Below are 17,006 nucleotides of genomic sequence, written 5' to 3' on the forward strand. Positions count from 1 at the left end.
TGGCAGAGGTTGGGGAGGGGTTCTTAAACAACTTTATTCACAATCGTCCAAACAGCCCCATCTGAACGGACGTGGGGAACCGTAACCCGGCTAAACCCAGTAATAAAAGGCTTCCCGTGTAACTGCCAATAATCCGTACTAATGTCGTCAGCGATCGCTTTGAGCGCCTGTACTTCTTCTGCCAGTTCTGCGGCGAGGTCGTTAATGCGTTCAGCATGACCCTGAGCGCGTTGTTTGTCCTCATCTAACTGCTGCTCCAGAGAGTTTTGTTTGCGCTGCCTTTGTAACAATTCTAGAGGTTGCCCGACCAGCTGCTTTAATTTAGCTTCCAGAGCAGCGATCGCATCATCTATCCCCTTGATTTCAGCAGACATTTGTGATGTCTCTCTAGCATGACGACGATAAGCCTCAACAATCGCCTCTGGTGAGTCATAGCTTGGCAATACTGGATCTACTTTCAATGACTCGCGTTCTTGCTTTAAAGCTTCAAGTTGAGAGCGAATCGCGTCAATTTCTGCCTGCAATGGCTCCATAATTACTTAAGTTGATTATCTATTCATGGTAATGCTTCTGTGGAGCTGCTTGCGCCGTGCAAATCAATTGAGAGCGATCGCACTTGAGCCTTAATTCCTTCCTGTTGCCAAGTTGTAGCGATCGCTTCTTCCACAGACACACACAAATCACGGCGTACAACAGCCAAAAGAGTTGGCCCCGCACCACTAATCACCATACCTAAAGCACCCGCCGCCATTGCAGCCTCGCGTACAGCATCATAACCGGGAATCAAAGCTTTCCGATAAGGCTGATGAATGCGGTCTTGCAGCGCCGCCCTTAACCAATCCTCCCGTCCAGTTTCCAACCCCCGCAACAGCAAACCCAGATGCGCCGTATTAAAAATCGCATCAGCACGACTGTACTGATTTGGCAAAACCCGTCGCGCCTCAGAAGTCGAAAGCTCAAAATCCGGAATCGCCACCACCGGAACAATATCAGAATGCCAGGGAACCTCACAAATCTCCCATCCCTCTTCTCTGGGTTCTCCGCGCTGCGGTTCGTTTAAACCCGTAGCCGCCAGACGACAACCCCCCAACAACGCCGGAACCACATTATCAGGATGTCCTTCCATAGCGATCGCTAATTCCATCACCTCAGCCTGACTCAAAGGCGAACCAGCCAACAGATTAGCACCAACCAACCCACCCGCGATCGCTGTCGCTGAACTACCCAAACCCCGCGCCAGAGGAACACCCAAATCAATCTCAATCTCGACTGACGGCGGCGTTTCACTGATATGCTGATACAACTTCACAAACGACTGGTAAACCAGATTATCAGCACTGGTGTTAACCCGTTCGGCTTCCGCACCAGTGACAGTTATTTTCAATTCCGGTTTAGCTGAGTCGAGCCGGGTGAACTTGAACTGATTGTACAGCGTCAAAGCTGCCCCAATGCAATCAAATCCAGGCCCCAAATTCGCAGTCGTAGCGGGAACGGTAACGGTTACGCAAGAAACAGAGGGCATCTTTAAATTAGGCGTTGGTAACAGCATCCCCGCACCGTTTATAGAGTGAGGGTTACAAATTATCTTCGATCGTACAAGTAAAGTAGCGCTTCAGCGTAAGTTTTCCCACTCGGCTGCGTCACCTCTAGATATGCGTTCGATCCTTCGGGACGCGAACCATCTGCATAAATCAAGTAGGTGTAGCCGCGATTGTGAAAAATTCAGTTGATTAGCTTCATCTGCATCATTATTTACAATCTTCAGACTGCTGCCACTTTTCTTGTCGCGTCCAAAGTAATACTTAGGAAGTGATAAATCATATTCTTTAGAACAAATTTGCGTCAAGTAATTTGTACTTTCTGCAAATGCAACTACCACCGTATTAGCAGGGCAACGAGTAAACAGCCGATTGGAATTTAGTTGTTTAATATTGCGACGAACCGTTACTTTACCAGTTTTTGGTAGCGGCGTAGTCCAACCATAGTCGCGCAGGACATTCGGATAATCTGGATCTGGGCGAAATCTAGAGTTACTTTGGGCTAGTTCAATTGTGTTGGATTCGGCTGTTAAAATATTTTCACTTTTTACAGCAGCTTGAGACGTACTAAATCCAATAGATGCTACTAGAAAAATGCTTGTTCCTAAAACGTGTAATTTCTCCATTTTGGCTGGTGTTTAGGATAAAAGTTTGTATACTTACCCTTCACCAGAAATGTTATGGATTCCGTATTGCTTAGGAAAAGAGGTTAAAAATGGAAAAAGGGAGCGATCGCTCCCTTCATCCTCTGGAATAATCAGTAAGGTGGGAAAAAACCCACCCTACAGTTTAAAAGCTGCCGTAGTTGAGCTTAGCGTCTTTGATTCTCTCAATTACCTCACTAACAGGCATCGCTCCTAACTCTTGAGTTGGCTTACCCGAAGCGCGGAGGCGAATACTCAAACTATTAGCTTCCACCTCTTTCGCTCCCACAACTCCCATAACTGGGATTTTCTCCTTTTCACCATTGCGAATCTGTTTCTTGAGGTGTTCGCCACTGGTGTCAACTTCAGCGCGAATACCGCAGCGTAGCATTTGGTTTACCACTTCCTGAGCAAACGGCAACTGATCGTCGCTTACTGTCAGCAGTCGCGCTTGTACTGGCGCTAACCACAACGGGAAATCCCCAGCATACTCCTCAATTAAAATCCCAATCAGCCTTTCTAAAGACCCAAAAGGAGCGCGGTGAATCATCACAGGACGTTGGCGGGAACCATCCGGCGCAACGTACTCCAAATCAAAACGTTCTGGCAAATTGTAGTCTACTTGCACCGTACCCAGCTGCCACTCCCGCTCTAGAGCATCGCTGAAGATAAAATCCAGTTTAGGGCCATAAAACGCTGCTTCCCCAATTCCCTCAAAGTAATTCATTCCTAGCGTTTCCACGGCGCGGCGAATCGCACCTTGAGCTTTTTCCCAAGCTTCATCGGAACCGATGTACTTGTCTGAATTTGGATCGCGGAAACTGAGACGCGCCTTAAAGTTCTTCAGTTGCAGACTCTTAAACACCGACAGAATCAAATCCACCACGTTGAGAAATTCGCTCTCAAGTTGTTCTGGCGTTACAAATAAGTGAGAATCATCCACGGTGAAACCGCGCACTCGCGTTAATCCACCGAGTTCCCCAGATTGTTCGTAACGGTAGACGGTGCCAAACTCCGCCAGTCGCATCGGTAGTTCCCGGTAAGAGCGCAACTGGCTCTTATAGATTTGGATGTGGAAAGGGCAATTCATCGGCTTGAGTGCGAACCCTTGTTCCATCGCCGCCGCTTGCTCATCCTCCGCCATCATCGGGAACATATCTTCTTTGTATTTCTGCCAGTGTCCAGAGGTTTTAAATAAATCGACTCTGGCGATGTGGGGCGTTACTACCTGCTGGTATCCGCGTTTGAGCTGTTCCTGCTTAAGGAAATCTTCCAGAACGCTCCGCAACACCGTTCCTTTTGGTGTCCACAGGGGCAACCCTGGCCCCACCTGATCGGCAAAAATAAACAATCCCAGTTCTTTGCCTAGCTTGCGGTGATCTCGCCGCAGCGCTTCTTCCTTGCGTCGCTTGTACTCAGCCAGCTGTTCCGGCGATTCCCAAGCCGTGGCATAAATTCGCTGTAGCTGTGCTTTGGTTTCATCGCCGCGCCAGTAAGCTCCAGCGACGCTTTCCAATTCAAATGCTTTTGGATTCAACTCGCTGGTGTTTTCTACATGAGGCCCAGCACACAAATCCCACCACTGATCTCCCAAATGATAGATGGTAATGGGTTCTTGTAGGTCTTCTAATATTTCTAGTTTGTAAGGCTCATTAATTGCCTTAATTCGGCTTTCGGCTTCCTCGCGGCTGACTTCTTCCCGAATTACTGGCAATTTGCGATTGACAATCTTGACCATCTCTTTCTGGATGGTTTTTAAGTCTTTTTCTGTAAATGGCTCTGGATTGTCAAAGTCATAGTAAAATCCGTTTTCAATCCACGGGCCGATAGTCACCTGTGCCTTAGGAAACAGCTTTTGCACCGCCATCGCCATAACGTGGGATGCCGTGTGACGGATTTTCTTCAAGGATTCAGATTCACTGGTACGGGGCAAATTTATCTTTGCTGGCACATCCTGGGAAGCTGAAGATTCTTCGGGGGGCATTGGCTGCTGAACCATAAGAGCGAAAATAGACAGAATTGTTGTGATAGCACTGCTTCTATGATACCCAGGTTGTTGAAAGACAAAGGGTCAGTCAATTTTGAATTTTGGATTGGGGGCTGGAGAGGAGGGAAAAAGGGAATAATTTTCCCCTGGCTCTAGACTTTATTAAAAAAGTTTTAAATAACATTAAGAATTGTAAAGTAAGTTAAGATTAAAGTAGGATAGTATTCGGCTTTTATCATGCCCCTTTCCAACCTGCCGGAAAACGAATTGCTCAAGACGGTATTACAACCGTTGTTAGAAGATTTTCAGTATTGGTTTGCGCGATCGCGCCTGCTCTTAGAAACTGAAGAAATTCCCTTTTTAAGTGAGAATCAGCAATCAGACCTGCTCGAACGGGTAAAGCAAGCTCAAGCTGAAGTCAGCACAGCTCAGATGCTTTTCTTAGCAACTGGCGCTCAAGTCGGTATCGAAACGTCTGCTTTGGTGCCGTGGCACCAGCTAGTAACGGAGTGCTGGCAGGTGGGGATGCGGTTCCGTACCGAGCAAGCGACTAGCAATAACAAATAAAAACTAACAACTACTTAGACTGTGTGGCCTGGAGGAAAATCGTATGTTACACCTGCTTTATCTTGTTGTCTTTACCATTTTGGCATTTTTAGCGATCGCGAATATGATCCGCAGCTTGTTGACTATCAGCAGTATGGATACTCCACGGCGTTACCCACCATCGGGTCCCTACATGACTTCCGCCACTGGTTATCGAACTGTACCGCACCCGGAACTGTTAGATGATGCCGGGAACCCAATTAATGAGCCGCTGCTGGTGATGCGTTCTATGTCCGTAGAAGATGCCCGCGAACAATTGGATGCGCTTTACAAATCGTCTCCCGGCAATAGCAGCGAACCTCAAGAAGATTAATTCTCTCATTCCCAGGCGATCGCCTGGGAATGAGGAAATCAGGCTTCAATCACGACTCGGAGGTTCCCCCGCTTCTTGGCGACCCGACAAGCGGTGGTACTGCCAGAACGCTCGAATTCCAGATCCAGCAGCGTTGCTCCAACTCTCAAGTTGTGTAACGCCAGACGATTAATCGACTCAGGTAAAGCTGGGTCAATAATCCGCAAGCAGTTATTAGGAGCATCTGGCACCAAATTAACCATCATTTGCAGCAGCTGAAAGATGCTGCCAGTTGCCCAAGCTTGCGGAGAACAAGCTACGGGATATTTGACTGGTGCGTTATCCTCTGTTCGATCGTAGCCGCAAAATAGTTCTGGCGGTCGCTGATAAGGCTGCTGTATGGTCATATCAAACAAAGCTTTGGCAAGTTCCAGAGCTTGATCGATAAGCCCTAGCGATCGCACTCCCATCGCAATCAGAGCATTATCGTGAGGCCAAACCGACCCTACATGGTAGCCCATCGGATTGTATGCTGGGGACAAACTGCTCAAAGTGCGAATCCCCCAGCCGTTGAACATATCCGGCGCTTGCAGCCGTTCCGCTACGCTATAAGCTTTTTCCGGCAAGAGGATGCCTAGATTCAGACAGTGACCGGGATTAGAAGTAATACTATCAACCTGATTGCCGTCGCCATCCAAAGCCAGAGCGCAGAAGCCTTCCTCTGCCATCCAAAAATCGCGATTAAAGCGGTTCTTCAAGTCTCTCGCCTCGTCTTGCCATCGATCCGACAGGTCTAACCGCTTCTTCATCCGGGCGATTTCTGCAAGGCGGAGTTTAGCAGAATAGACATAAGCCTGCACTTCCGACAAAGCGATCGCGCCCATCGCCAGCTGCCCCTGGCGATTCACAATACAATCACCAGAGTCTTTCCAACCCTGATTCGCCAAACCCCGCTTCGATTGACGTTGGTAACTCAGATAGCCCGTTTCCTGGCAGCTGCGGTCAATCCAATCCATCGCCGCCAAAGCGTTAGGCCACAATAGCTCAAGAGTTTCCCGATCCGCTGTCCAGGCAAAATATTCCGCATACAGCATTAACCACAGTGGCGTAGCATCCACAGTCCCGTAATAAGGCGTATGAGGAATTTCTTGACAACGAGCCATTTCCCCCATTCGCAACTCGTGCAAAATCTTCCCCGGCTGCTCGTCGCGCCAATCATCCTCATTCTTACCTTGGTAGTCAGCCAAAATAGTTAGAGTTTCGCGGGCAATAGTCGGATCGAGCATCAAGGTTTGCGATGCTGCAATGATCGAGTCGCGTCCAAACAAAGTGGAAAACCACGGCACCCCAGCGGAGAGTACCTTGCCCTTACCGAAAGATTGCCGCAGCAAATAAACATCCTGTTCAGCCCGTTCAATCACCCGATTAAAGGTATTTTTGTCCGAACGAATCCGCGTAACGTGATTGCGCCAATCTTGCTGCTCTGATAACTCTGCGGCTCTCGCTTGTACTAGAGTTACTGGCGCAGGTACACTCGAAGCGGGGCGATTTTTGATCCGCATTTGCAGCCGATAGCCCAGCTTCTGGGTTTCGTGCGAATCCAGCTCTAGCTGCCAAACTGCCGTGTAACCTGTCAGCGAGTCTGGTTGGAGATGAACAAACTCAATGTGAGATTCCATCAAAGAGCCATCCAGCCCTTGATAAGCTAATTTCAGCTCAAAATTTTCTTTTTCTGCGGTTTCACCTTTTGGCACTGCTCGTAAGAGCTGCCCTTTATGTTTTCGAGCGTAGCCCCGGACTACAAATAAGTCCACAAAATCTGCATCAAAGCTGAGACTGAGTTGAAAGCTAATTGAATTGGTGCTGTAGTTGGAGACTGTTAATTCTTCAAACAGCGCTCCATTGAGAACAATTTCCCGCGCAATTCCTATGGTGTCGGCGCGTAGGGGAGCAAAATCAAACATCGCCCCGCCATCTATTTGCCCCTCTGGTTCTAATTTATCTCCTCCTTCTAATCGCACTCCTCCGTCCATACTCGGATTGGTACACAAAACTGAAAGGGCAAACCCTTTATCAGCTGTGCTGCTGAGCAATACCGGGGGACGTTCGTTAATTTGCAACTCCAGGCGGCTGAGGAAGCGGGTATCAGCGCAGAACAACCCCATGCTGGAGTTCATGTCATCGCCTAAACACCCAGAAATGTTGCCCAGCGTGTCGGTAACTAAAAATAGATCATTATCTTTAATGGTAAGAGTCGGCTGGGGGCGATCGCCCAAAACGCAAGGCCATTCCGGGATGGGTAGTTCGTCAGCCCGAATATAGGTTTTTCCTTCCAGTTCAAGAGTATCTGGTGCCATGAATCAGGTTTCTGCTCAAGAATACAGCTTGTTTGTGAGGGCTTTATTTGGGTCGCACTATCATCATGGTAGAAGTTTGACCCACAAAACTCCCTGACATCCTACTAGATGTCAAGGTTGCAAGATATGCGCCTTTTTCACACTTCTACAAATTTAATCAACTTAATCAACTATTTGCCTAACTATTCCCACGCAACAAAATTTTCCGTTTTGTCATGTCGCCAGAGGAAGCGATCGCTTGTTTCCCCTGGCTTCCCAAGTCACTCGTGCCGTTTGTTGCCTGGGAGCATTATAAAAACTTTTAATTATACACCCACTTTCTATCCTAAGCTCTATTTTAAAGTTGTTGTCCAATTCTCCTCATTACGAGCGGCGAAGAGAAAGCTGCATCTTGCTATAGTTGATATGAAAATTGCAGAGGTTTGCGTCCTATGGAAGAAAATGCACTGGAAATAGAAGCAATGAGGATACTTGTTGAGTCGCTAATTTCCTATAAAGGAAGTTTGGTAGGCACGCCAGCAGCCTATACTGCTAAAAAAAATCGGAAAGAAAATGAGCGTACCAAAGTTAGTAAGGATATGCTCAATTATGATCAAGTTTTTATTCGGGATTTTATTCCTGTAGCACTTCTGTTTCTTATAAAAGGTGACTTTGAAATTACTATTAATGGAAAATTACAGTTAATCAAGGGCAAAGAAATTGTTAAAAACTTTCTTGAAGTAACATTAGAATTGCATCAGCAAGAAAGGTCAAGCACTTTTTTAAACACCGGGCGAGTTTTGATGCCTGCAAGCTTCAAAATTATTAAAAAGCAGGGGAAAGAAAAGCTGGAACCTGATTTTGGTCAACACGCGATCGCTAGAGTCACGCCTGTTGATTCTAGCCTCTGGTGGATTATCCTGTTGCGGGCGTATTGGAAAGCAACCGGAAAGACTGCTTTAGTCCACCGAATTGACTTCCAAGAAGGCATCAGGTTAATTCTGGAACTCTGCTTTAGCGATCGCTTCGATCGAGAGCCAACTATCTTAGTACCCGATGGCGCTTGTATGATTGACCGTCGGATGGGTATCTATGGTTATCCTTTAGAAATCCAAGTGCTATTTTATGCTGCCTTGCGTGCTGCTGATGAGCTACTAGATCGGAAAAATCACAGCAATAAAGAACTTATTCCAGAAATCAAGAAACGATTAATCGATCTCGCTAACCATATGCGGGATGAATATTGGATGGATATGGAAGAATTGAATAAAACCTATCAGTACAATGTCGAGGAATATGGAGAAACAGCTATCAATAAGTACAATATATATGCTAACTCCATTCCCTATGCTAATTTAGATGATTGGATACCAGAAGATGGCGGTTATCTAATTGGTAATATCGGCCCTTCGCAAATGGATTTCCGTTTCTTTTCTCTAGGCAACTTGATGGCAATTGTATCTTCTCTAGCCACCAAGGATATGTCAGAAAAAATTATGAAGCTGATCAAAGAACGCAAAAAAGAGCTTCTTGGACAGATGCCCTTTAAAATCTGTTATGCAGCTATAGACGGTCAAGAGTGGAAAATTGTCACGGGCTGCGATCCAAAAAATAGTCCTTGGTCTTATCATAATGGTGGCAGCTGGCCTGTTCTGATGTGGATGTGGGCAGCAGCAGCTCAAAAAGTTGGCGAACAGGAATATTTAAACTTTGCAAGTTCAGCCATTGAACTTGCTGGAAAACGTTTGCAAAAAGATGAATGGCCAGAATACTATGATGGGCATACCGGACATTTAATTGGCAGAGAAGCTAGAAGAAATCAAACTTGGACTTGTGCTGGTTACTTATTAGCAAAAGAACTGATTGGTAAGGATGGTTCAAAGCATTTAAAGTTAATTGGCTTTGATGACTATATAGAGCCTAAGAGCAAGGCGTTATCATCAAAATTGTAGGGTTTCCCGTTGGAAAGACACATTTAGAGGCTCTGCCTCATCTTAAATATTTTTAAGAAAAAGACTGCTTGAAGTGTCAGGGAGAGTGTAAAGAAATTGCTGATGAGTTAGCAGTATACCCGGAGGCAGAGCCACGTATTGTAGCATTCCCAGGCCCAGCATGGGAACGAGAAGTTATCACTTCAAGCGAGGACTTGTTGATAAGCAGCTTTGTATGGAGCTAAGCGCACTACCGGGTAAACTGGCTCTAACTGAGCCAAAGTTTGAGAATCCCTACAGGCAAATAAGGTGACATCATGACCTCGACGCACCAACTCATCTGCCAGATAGCTAACTATTAACTCAATACCACCCTAATCCTGCGATGTAACTCGTTCCCACACCGAGGAAACTTGTGCAATCCGTAATTTTATCAGCCATTCCCCAGCAGTGCCATCTGGTAAGTTTTTTCGTACTCGTCAACCATTTTTTGAACGCTAAAACGGCTTAAAACGTAGTCTCGACAAGTCTGCCGATTTAACTTCATTGCCTCTGGAATTGCTGAAATCATGTCTTCTATGGAGTGGCAGACAAACCCAGTCTTACCATGCGCGATGACTTCTGGCACCGAACCCATTGCGATACCAATCACCGGCGTACCAGTTGCCATCGATTCAATCATCACTAAGCCAAATGGTTCGCGCCAAGTAATCGGGAATAGCGTCACTGTAGCGCCTCCCAGTAGGTGCACCTTTTCCTCGTGGGACACTTCCCCTAAATACTGGATTTGTTCGCCGTCAATCAGCGGTTCTAGAATTTCCTTATAATATTCCCTATCGACTACATCAATTTTGCCAGCCATTTTCAGAGGTAAGCCGATGGCACGGGCAATTTTAATCGCTCCTTCTGGCCCTTTTTCCGGTGAGAGGCGACCAACAAAGGCTAGATAAGTTGGTTGAGAAGGCTTTTCTTGGAAGGAATAGACATCTGGGTCAATGCCGTTGTAGACCGTGTGGATGTAATTTAAACCTAGTTTGGGTTCTCGCTGCGCTTCGCTGATGCTGATATAAGGCTGCCATCTAAATTGCCGGAATATTTTCTCGTTATCCGGCGTAAAGATGCCGTGGGTAGTGTGTACGGTTGGTGTTGTTACAAAAGCAGTATAAGGTAGGGCTGCACAACCGACGTGGGAATGAATAATATCAAAGTGATGCGCCTGTTGATAGACTTGAGAAAGTATCATTTGCTCATAAAGTCCATGCTCCTTAATTTTGGGATCTAACCGCAGTGCCTGCTCATGCACTGATTTAAGCTGAGCAGTCGTGAGGGAATCTCCAGAGGCAAATAATGTGACTTCATGACCGCGTTGAACTAATTCATCTGTCAATAAACTGACAATTAGCTCAATTCCTCCATAGCGAAAGGGTGGTACTCGTTCCCACAGTGGAGCAATTTGGGCAATTCTCATAATACAAACAGGAAGTTGGCGATTTCCAATCTTAGCTTAAATTGCTTATCTTTAGAAACGCCAGAAGCTATGAGTGCAAGCAACTTCTATCGCCGCGGGCGATAGGTGTTGCGTCTGGCATTACGAATACTCCAATACAAGTTACTCCACTCTTCTACCAAAGCTTTGAGCATCCACACTGAAAAAGAGCCTAATCCTACTGCAACAGCAACTTGCCATACCACATTCATTGGAGCGCCAGAAATATGAAATATTGCAGAAAAAATTATACCGCCTACTGCTCCAATGATTGCTCCAACAAGGGCATGACGTAACAATTGGAAAATTACAATTAATATTGATTGGAATCCTGAGAAGAAAAAGCTCATAGCCCTAATTACTTCTTCAGCAAATTTTCCCCAGAACAAACTTATAAAAGCTATCCCTGCAAAAATTAAAACTGTATTAATTATCCACATCACCCTTGACCTGTTACTCCTACATTAAACATACTGTGCTTGACTAGGGGGAAAAATGAAGAAGATACAAAGAATTTGCAAAGTTACGGTAAAAGTTTAGCTAAAACTTAGATCGGGAGCAAGGCGCAATTTCAAGTCTGGCTAGGGAAAAGTCAGTAGAAGACTTGAGGTAAATCGCCGTCTCTACAAAAGAGGGTTGAAAAGAGGATGCGATCGCGCTGTAGTTTATGCAGAAGTAGCGCTACTATGAAAAGTTGGGGATTTGTCATAACGTTTGGAAGTCACAAACATTCGCATACTGGCTAGGGGCGCTAAGGCGACACCACAGGGTAGAGGCTTTACTGGACTATCGCTAAGAGCCAATTGATAAAGCGACCCAATTGTAACGAGAATCAGTTTTATTTCCAAGATGGCAAATGCCATGTTAATACAGCAGTGGTTGCTGCGACCCAAAGGCAAATATTTATTAGGAGAAAATTGTCTTTTTAGAAAACCCTCTAGTTTGAAACGCTTCGGTTATGCGTATATATCTTCCCGATGGGGGAAAAGATAAATACAGGGAGAAAGCCATGTATCCACATTAAACTAATAGCTAATTAAGCTAAGGGGCAATCTTACACTTTGAGCCAAAGCCAGCATCGCTACGGGATAAATCCGCAACGTTTCCGAGAAAACTGCATTGCACACCCGACGACTATAACTACAAGTATCGTGAGTGCATTTACGGATAGCGATCGCTCTTTTTTGCTCAAATACAAATTGCTTTCACAAGCTTAGACGCTACTAGAAGTTAATTGGGGCGTTGGAGAATGGCGACCTTCGCCCGTGACCATCATCCGCACACTGCCATTGGGAGCTGAAACTAAACCACGGCGTACAGGTTTTACCTCACGATTATCTGCCAGTGCCAGATCAAAGCGTGAAAGCATCTCGGCGAGTACCACTTTCATTTCAAACTGGGCAAAACCTGAACCAGTACAGCGCCGACTGCCTCCGCCAAAGGGCAGGTATTCATAAAGGTGAAAATTGACGTTCCAGAAAGCGTTCTGGCTTAAACTGCTCTGGTTCCGGGTATAAATCCTCGCGGCGGTGCGTCAGATAAATGGAACCGATTATCACCGTACCCGGATCGAGTTCGTAACCCATAAGAGTTCGCGCTGCTTTCACCACCCGTGGTAAGAGCAGCATCCCAACCGGGTAAATTCGCAGATCACAGCAGACAGCGTTGAGATAGGGCAGTTTAAAAATAGCGTTGGGGTCTGGGTCATCACCAAGGCTATTGAGTTCCTGTAGTAGCTTCTGGCGCACCGATGGCAGCTTGTGAATCCAGTACAACGCCCAAGCCAAGGCAGTTGCCGTAGTTTCGTGACCTGCCACTAACAAGGTCATCAATTCATCGCGTAACTCCACATCCGTCATCGCCTCCCCCGCTTCGCCACGAGCAGACATTAGCAAGGTGAGAATATCTGTGCGAGATGGGTCAGGGTGCGCTCGGTGTTCCTGAATCTGATCGTAGATGAGTTTGTCAACTTACTGTCTGCGGCGCACAAACTTTCCCCACGGACTCCAGGCACCTAAATCCTTTTGCAGAGCCGGAAAATAAAGAAAAGCGACACTCAGGGGAGAACTCATGTCATCTAGCATGGCGCTGAGGAGTTGCTCTATCTGATGACAGCGCGATCCTTCATTTATACCAAACACTGCCTTCAAAATCACCCGCATAGCGATCGCTTGCGTGGATGAACGGACGCAGAACGGTTGACCAATTTTCCACTGGCTAACTACTTGCTTTGTGACATCGCCCATCACCTGTCCATAGGTTCGCATCCGTTCCCCATGAAAGGGAGGCATTAACAGCTGGCGCTGACGCTGGTGGCGCGTGCCACTCACCGTAATCACGGAACGCTCTCCTAGAAAAGGCTGGAAAAGCTGGTTAGTATCACCTGGGGCTTCAAAATGCTTTGAATCTGTCAAAATCTCTTGAAGCGCTTGGGGATTGCTTGTGAACACCACTGGGACAAGCTTCGCGCCTAATGGCAATGTGAAAATATCTCCGTAACGTGCGGCGCAAGCATCCATAAACGTCATCGGGCTTGCCAGCCACTGGAGCATCTGTAGTAGTTTGGGAGTCGTCGGACTAGGAGGCATCATAATAGTTTGTAAGAATATATTGATTGTCCATCACCAACTAAGTTGGCATAAGTACAAGGGTATACACAACCTGGATAACAAATAATCACACAGGATGATTTAGAGCGGGGAGACTTCGCAGTAAGCTCAGATGTTTGTTGCCAATCGTGCGATCGCTAACTGTATGCTGCAAGCGCTCTTCCCTCCTGTAGATATATATATTCTTGACCTGCTGGTTATTGGTCTACTCCTGCTTATGGTGACGTTGGGTTCGGGCTGGATTGCCCGTTTACCTCTCTCCTATGCCATCATTTACCTGATTGTAGGTATTTTGTTGGGGCCATACGGGACTAAGTTGGTTCAGATCCGACCAGATGCCGAGTTTCTGGAACGACTGGCGGAATTTGTGGTGATTGTCTCAGTATTTAGCTGCGGGCTGAAGATGAATCGTCCGCTGAATTTGTGGTCTTGGAATATCACGGCGCGGCTGATTGGGTTGCTGATGCCGATTTCAATTTTTGCGATCGCTGCCGTTGGACATTTTATTTTAAAAATGGACTGGGGTCCTGCTATTTTATTGGGAGGAATTCTCGCCCCCACCGATCCAGTATTAGCCTCAGAAGTCCAGATGGAAAATATGGACGATCGCGATGAGTTGCGCTTTGGTTTGACTTCTGAAGGCGGGTTGAATGATGCCTTAGCTTTTCCCTTTGTTTATTTCGGCATTCACTCCTTAAAAGATAACAACTGGGAAAACTGGTTTAAAGAGTGGGTAGTTGTTGATTTACTTTGGGCGATCGCCGCCGCCATCGTGATGGGAATTGTTGTAGCAAAAAGCGTTGGCTGGATTGACAAGCGACTGCAAAAATTCCGCCCTGTCGATAACTTGATGGAAGATTTCGTGGCGCTGAGTACAATTTTGCTGACCTATTCCTTCACAGAAGTTGTTAACGGTTATGGCTTTCTCGCGGTTTTTGTTGCTGGAGTGGTGGTTCAGCGCACTTACGAAGATTCAGAAAAGCAAAAATCTCGATTTGAATTTACCGAGCAAATTGAAAAACTGCTGGAGGTAGCAACAATTTTGATATTGGGGACAATACTAAGATATGCACCGATGCGCGACTACGCGGGTCAAGGAATCTTAGTAGCAGTATTGTTATTATTTGCAATTCGACCTTTGGGAATTTGGATTAGCTTGCTCGGACGAAACTTTGGCCCTGCAACCAGCTCGTTATTTGGGTGGTTTGGCATTCGCGGTGTCGGCTCTTTGTATTATCTTTCCTATGCCTTTGGCGAAGGATTAAAAGACACTTTGGGCGAACAAATAGCCTGGATTACTTACATTGTTATCGTGATTTCTGTACTTCTACATGGGATTAGCGCAACTCCTTTGATGAACTGGTATGAGCGGAAAATCAAGAAAGTAGAGAATAATGAGGAGGTAGAAGCTAACAGTTAAAGCTTTTAAATACCGTGACTTTTGCCAATTACCCAATGACGGCGGAAGAAACGGGCGAGGGCTGATTCATCTAGTGATAAATAAATTGGTCGCCCGTGGGGACAGGTGCGAGGATGGCGTGTTTGCTGCCATTGTTCTAACAGGGTTTGCATCTCAAGCAAGCTGAGAGTTGTACCGTTGCGGATAGCACTACGGCAAGCTAGGCTCACTTGTGCAGCTTCCAAATCCCCTCCCAGACTGAGTTCCAAGAGAGCATCTGCACAATCTGAGCGCGATCGCAAGGGTGCGGGTGCGGTGCGTACCGCCCAAAGTTGTTCGCCAAAAGGTTCTACATCTAAACCGATGCGTTCAAGTTGATCGAGCTGAGCGGGTGAAAGTTGATTTAAAATCGCTGGTAGTTCTAGGGGTACGAGTTGCCAAGTCTGGCACAATTGCTCGTATAAAACCCGTTCGTGGGCGATGTGCTGCTCTACCAACCACACCCCAGCCGGATGCTCTGCCACAATATAGGTGTTGTGAATTTGGGCAACGGCTTTTAGTGGCAATAACCCTATTTCACTAGCTTGAGTTGGTGTCGGTTGAATGGAACGACTTGCATTATAGCTACTATGCGCTTCCGACGCTTTGAGCAATTTTCCCACCCGTTGCGTGAGGGTTTTTTCAGGAATTGTCTCGACGTTGAGGCGTAAGGCTTGCTCAATTACCGATTTCACCTGATCTTGCCAGTAAGAAAGCTGGTGTAAATAAATTTCTGACTTGGCGGGGTGACGGTTCCAGTCAATTTGACTAGCACAAATCCTCAGATGGAGAAAACAAATTGGGTAGCGATCGCGTGGCACAATTCGCACCAAAGCCCCCAATATAGTTTGCTCTAGTTCCTGAGATTTCACCAAGCGTCCATTCATCCCCACCCGCACCCAGTCTGGACGACGGCGATGGCATCTGTCTGGTAATCCTAGCACCAAGTCGATTTTAGATTGGGGATTGGGGATTGGGGGTTGGGGATTGGTTTTCTCCCTCTGTGGACTACTTTCTGGGTGAGTAGGAACTTCAACCGAGAGTTGCTGTAAATCGTTCAAACGCACTTCTCGGAGAATTTGGGGCAGAATATGTTTCGCGCTGGTTCCTGGGCTGAGAGCGAACCAAGGGCGATCGCTTTGTTGTATTTGCCAGGTGACGTGGGGATGACAAATGGCGATTTGTTGAATTGTAGCTTGTACTATTCTTAGCTGTTGTGCTTGTGTTGGCATTGCCTGACGACGCGCCAACCAGTTGCCAAACAGATCTGCCACGGTGATAACTGTACCGGGAGCGATCGCAACTGTCTCCACCTGCACCGCTTCCCCCTGCGAGTTATAAACCACTCGCCAACCTTCAGTGCTTCCCGCACAACGGCTGTAAATCTCCAATTCTGCCAAAGCTGCCAAACTGTGCAACGCTTCCCCGCGAAACCCCAGACTGGTAATCTTCCAGAGGTCTTCGCAGTCGCGGATTTTACTGGTACTATGGGCAGCTGCTGCTTGTTTCAAGTCTACCAAATTCATGCCGCAGCCATTGTCTGCCACCCGCACTCGCCACTGTTCCGGCGACAGGGAAACACTGATGCGCGTTGCACCAGCATCTAAAGAATTTTCCACCAGTTCCCGCACTACAGCAGCCAGAGAGTCAATTACCTCTCCAGCTGCTATCAAATGGACTACTTCTGTGGGTAAAGGTTGAATAACAGACACCGGACAACTTGGGAATGCGCCATGACGTAAGTAGTTAGCACCCAATACAGCATAGCGCGATGTCTAGCGAGTTATTAGAATCATTTCCCGCAGCTTAGAGAAATTTAGATTTTTTGCTGCCTTTTGTAGTCTTCTCTACTCAGGCAAGACCGATCCGTTTAGAAACATAATTAGCCTCCAGTCTGGATAATCTGGCAACTCTCTACTTTTCTCAACGAGACTACACCCAAGCGAAACTGCTGTATCTGCAAGTTTAAGAACTGAGCGATCGCATCCTTGGAACACATTATCCCCAAACTGTTACAATTCGTAAAAATATAGACCAAATGCGTCAGGCAAGATTAACAAAACTAAAGATTTGGTAGGTTACAACAACAGAGAAATTAATAGTCAACTCTGTCTAAAGAAAGATTATTTTAACCTTCTT

Annotated in this window: 13 protein-coding genes and 2 pseudogenes; 4 read left to right on the forward strand and 11 right to left on the reverse strand. The window is 46.5% G+C overall.

Annotated elements, in window-relative coordinates; genetic code table 11:
• Positions 1-23: 23 nt before the first annotated feature.
• From H6F66_RS26235 to thrS, 4 genes are all read right to left on the reverse strand, one after another.
• A complete protein-coding gene (locus H6F66_RS26235) occupies positions 24-533 on the reverse strand; it encodes a hypothetical protein (protein ID WP_190427886.1) in 510 nt (169 codons plus the stop codon).
• A 23-nt stretch (positions 534-556) separates the two neighbouring features.
• Positions 557-1,522 carry a homoserine kinase gene (thrB, locus tag H6F66_RS26240; RefSeq protein WP_190427887.1) on the reverse strand — a complete coding sequence of 322 codons (966 nt, stop codon included), beginning with the start codon at positions 1,520-1,522 and terminating at the stop codon, positions 557-559.
• A gap of 90 nt (positions 1,523-1,612) precedes the next feature.
• Positions 1,613-2,164: a hypothetical protein gene (locus tag H6F66_RS26245; protein WP_190427888.1), complete on the reverse strand. Its 552-nt coding sequence runs from the start codon at positions 2,162-2,164 to the stop codon at positions 1,613-1,615.
• Between the two features lie 163 nt (positions 2,165-2,327).
• Entirely contained in the window at positions 2,328-4,181 is a 1,854-nt protein-coding gene (gene thrS / locus H6F66_RS26250) for a threonine--tRNA ligase (RefSeq protein WP_190427889.1), read from the reverse strand.
• A gap of 225 nt (positions 4,182-4,406) precedes the next feature.
• Between thrS and H6F66_RS26255 the strand changes: the two genes are divergently transcribed.
• Positions 4,407-4,736 carry a DUF2605 domain-containing protein gene (locus H6F66_RS26255; protein WP_190427890.1) on the forward strand — a complete coding sequence of 110 codons (330 nt, stop codon included), beginning with the start codon at positions 4,407-4,409 and terminating at the stop codon, positions 4,734-4,736.
• Positions 4,737-4,779: 43 nt separating this feature from the next.
• Positions 4,780-5,088, forward strand: a complete 309-nt coding sequence (locus tag H6F66_RS26260; protein ID WP_190427891.1) for a DUF2973 domain-containing protein — start codon at positions 4,780-4,782, stop codon at positions 5,086-5,088.
• A gap of 38 nt (positions 5,089-5,126) precedes the next feature.
• On the opposite strand, the gene H6F66_RS26265 is transcribed toward H6F66_RS26260, so the two are convergent.
• Positions 5,127-7,424 (reverse strand): amylo-alpha-1,6-glucosidase, encoded by a 2,298-nt coding sequence (locus H6F66_RS26265; protein ID WP_190427893.1) that lies wholly within the window; start codon positions 7,422-7,424, stop codon positions 5,127-5,129.
• A gap of 431 nt (positions 7,425-7,855) precedes the next feature.
• Here H6F66_RS26265 and H6F66_RS26270 point away from each other — a divergent pair, with 431 nt between their 5' ends.
• Positions 7,856-9,355: a glycoside hydrolase 100 family protein gene (locus tag H6F66_RS26270; protein WP_190427895.1), complete on the forward strand. Its 1,500-nt coding sequence runs from the start codon at positions 7,856-7,858 to the stop codon at positions 9,353-9,355.
• 215 nt (positions 9,356-9,570) lie between these two features.
• Here the strand turns inward: H6F66_RS26270 and H6F66_RS29115 are convergent.
• The 5 genes and pseudogenes from H6F66_RS29115 to H6F66_RS26290 all read right to left on the reverse strand — a co-directional run.
• Positions 9,571-9,702: pseudogene (locus H6F66_RS29115) on the reverse strand (glycosyltransferase family 4 protein); the annotation flags it as partial.
• Between the two features lie 65 nt (positions 9,703-9,767).
• Positions 9,768-10,802, reverse strand: coding sequence for a glycosyltransferase family 4 protein (locus H6F66_RS26275; RefSeq protein WP_190427898.1), 1,035 nt, complete (start codon positions 10,800-10,802; stop codon positions 9,768-9,770).
• A gap of 86 nt (positions 10,803-10,888) precedes the next feature.
• Positions 10,889-11,263: a hypothetical protein gene (locus tag H6F66_RS26280; protein ID WP_206755811.1), complete on the reverse strand. Its 375-nt coding sequence runs from the start codon at positions 11,261-11,263 to the stop codon at positions 10,889-10,891.
• 222 nt (positions 11,264-11,485) lie between these two features.
• Positions 11,486-11,683: a hypothetical protein gene (locus tag H6F66_RS26285; RefSeq protein WP_190427901.1), complete on the reverse strand. Its 198-nt coding sequence runs from the start codon at positions 11,681-11,683 to the stop codon at positions 11,486-11,488.
• A 350-nt stretch (positions 11,684-12,033) separates the two neighbouring features.
• Positions 12,034-13,414: pseudogene (locus H6F66_RS26290) on the reverse strand (cytochrome P450).
• A gap of 127 nt (positions 13,415-13,541) precedes the next feature.
• On the opposite strand from H6F66_RS26290, the gene H6F66_RS26295 reads away from it, so the two are divergent.
• A complete protein-coding gene (locus tag H6F66_RS26295; protein WP_242022182.1) occupies positions 13,542-14,849 on the forward strand; it encodes a sodium:proton antiporter in 1,308 nt (435 codons plus the stop codon).
• A gap of 5 nt (positions 14,850-14,854) precedes the next feature.
• Here the strand turns inward: H6F66_RS26295 and mutL are convergent, their stop codons facing one another.
• Positions 14,855-16,579, reverse strand: coding sequence for a DNA mismatch repair endonuclease MutL (gene mutL / locus H6F66_RS26300; protein WP_190427903.1), 1,725 nt, complete (start codon positions 16,577-16,579; stop codon positions 14,855-14,857).
• Positions 16,580-17,006: the final 427 nt, after the last annotated feature.

Source organism: Trichocoleus sp. FACHB-6 (assembly GCF_014695815.1).
GTDB classification, from domain to species: Bacteria; Cyanobacteriota; Cyanobacteriia; order Cyanobacteriales; family FACHB-T130; genus Funiculus; species Funiculus sociatus.

Bases quoted from the DNA above. Each gene is read 5' to 3' on its own strand.
- H6F66_RS26235 (WP_190427886.1), bottom strand. From the start codon at position 533: ATGGAGCCATTGCAGGCAGAAATTGACGCGATTCGCTCTCAACTTGAA.
- thrB (WP_190427887.1), bottom strand. From the start codon at position 1,522: ATGCCCTCTGTTTCTTGCGTAACCGTTACCGTTCCCGCTACGACTGCG.
- H6F66_RS26245 (WP_190427888.1), bottom strand. From the start codon at position 2,164: ATGGAGAAATTACACGTTTTAGGAACAAGCATTTTTCTAGTAGCATCT.
- thrS (WP_190427889.1), bottom strand. From the start codon at position 4,181: ATGGTTCAGCAGCCAATGCCCCCCGAAGAATCTTCAGCTTCCCAGGAT.
- H6F66_RS26255 (WP_190427890.1), top strand. From the start codon at position 4,407: ATGCCCCTTTCCAACCTGCCGGAAAACGAATTGCTCAAGACGGTATTA.
- H6F66_RS26260 (WP_190427891.1), top strand. From the start codon at position 4,780: ATGTTACACCTGCTTTATCTTGTTGTCTTTACCATTTTGGCATTTTTA.
- H6F66_RS26265 (WP_190427893.1), bottom strand. From the start codon at position 7,424: ATGGCACCAGATACTCTTGAACTGGAAGGAAAAACCTATATTCGGGCT.
- H6F66_RS26270 (WP_190427895.1), top strand. From the start codon at position 7,856: ATGGAAGAAAATGCACTGGAAATAGAAGCAATGAGGATACTTGTTGAG.
- H6F66_RS26275 (WP_190427898.1), bottom strand. From the start codon at position 10,802: ATGAGAATTGCCCAAATTGCTCCACTGTGGGAACGAGTACCACCCTTT.
- H6F66_RS26285 (WP_190427901.1), bottom strand. From the start codon at position 11,683: ATGGCATTTGCCATCTTGGAAATAAAACTGATTCTCGTTACAATTGGG.
- H6F66_RS26295 (WP_242022182.1), top strand. From the start codon at position 13,542: ATGTTTGTTGCCAATCGTGCGATCGCTAACTGTATGCTGCAAGCGCTC.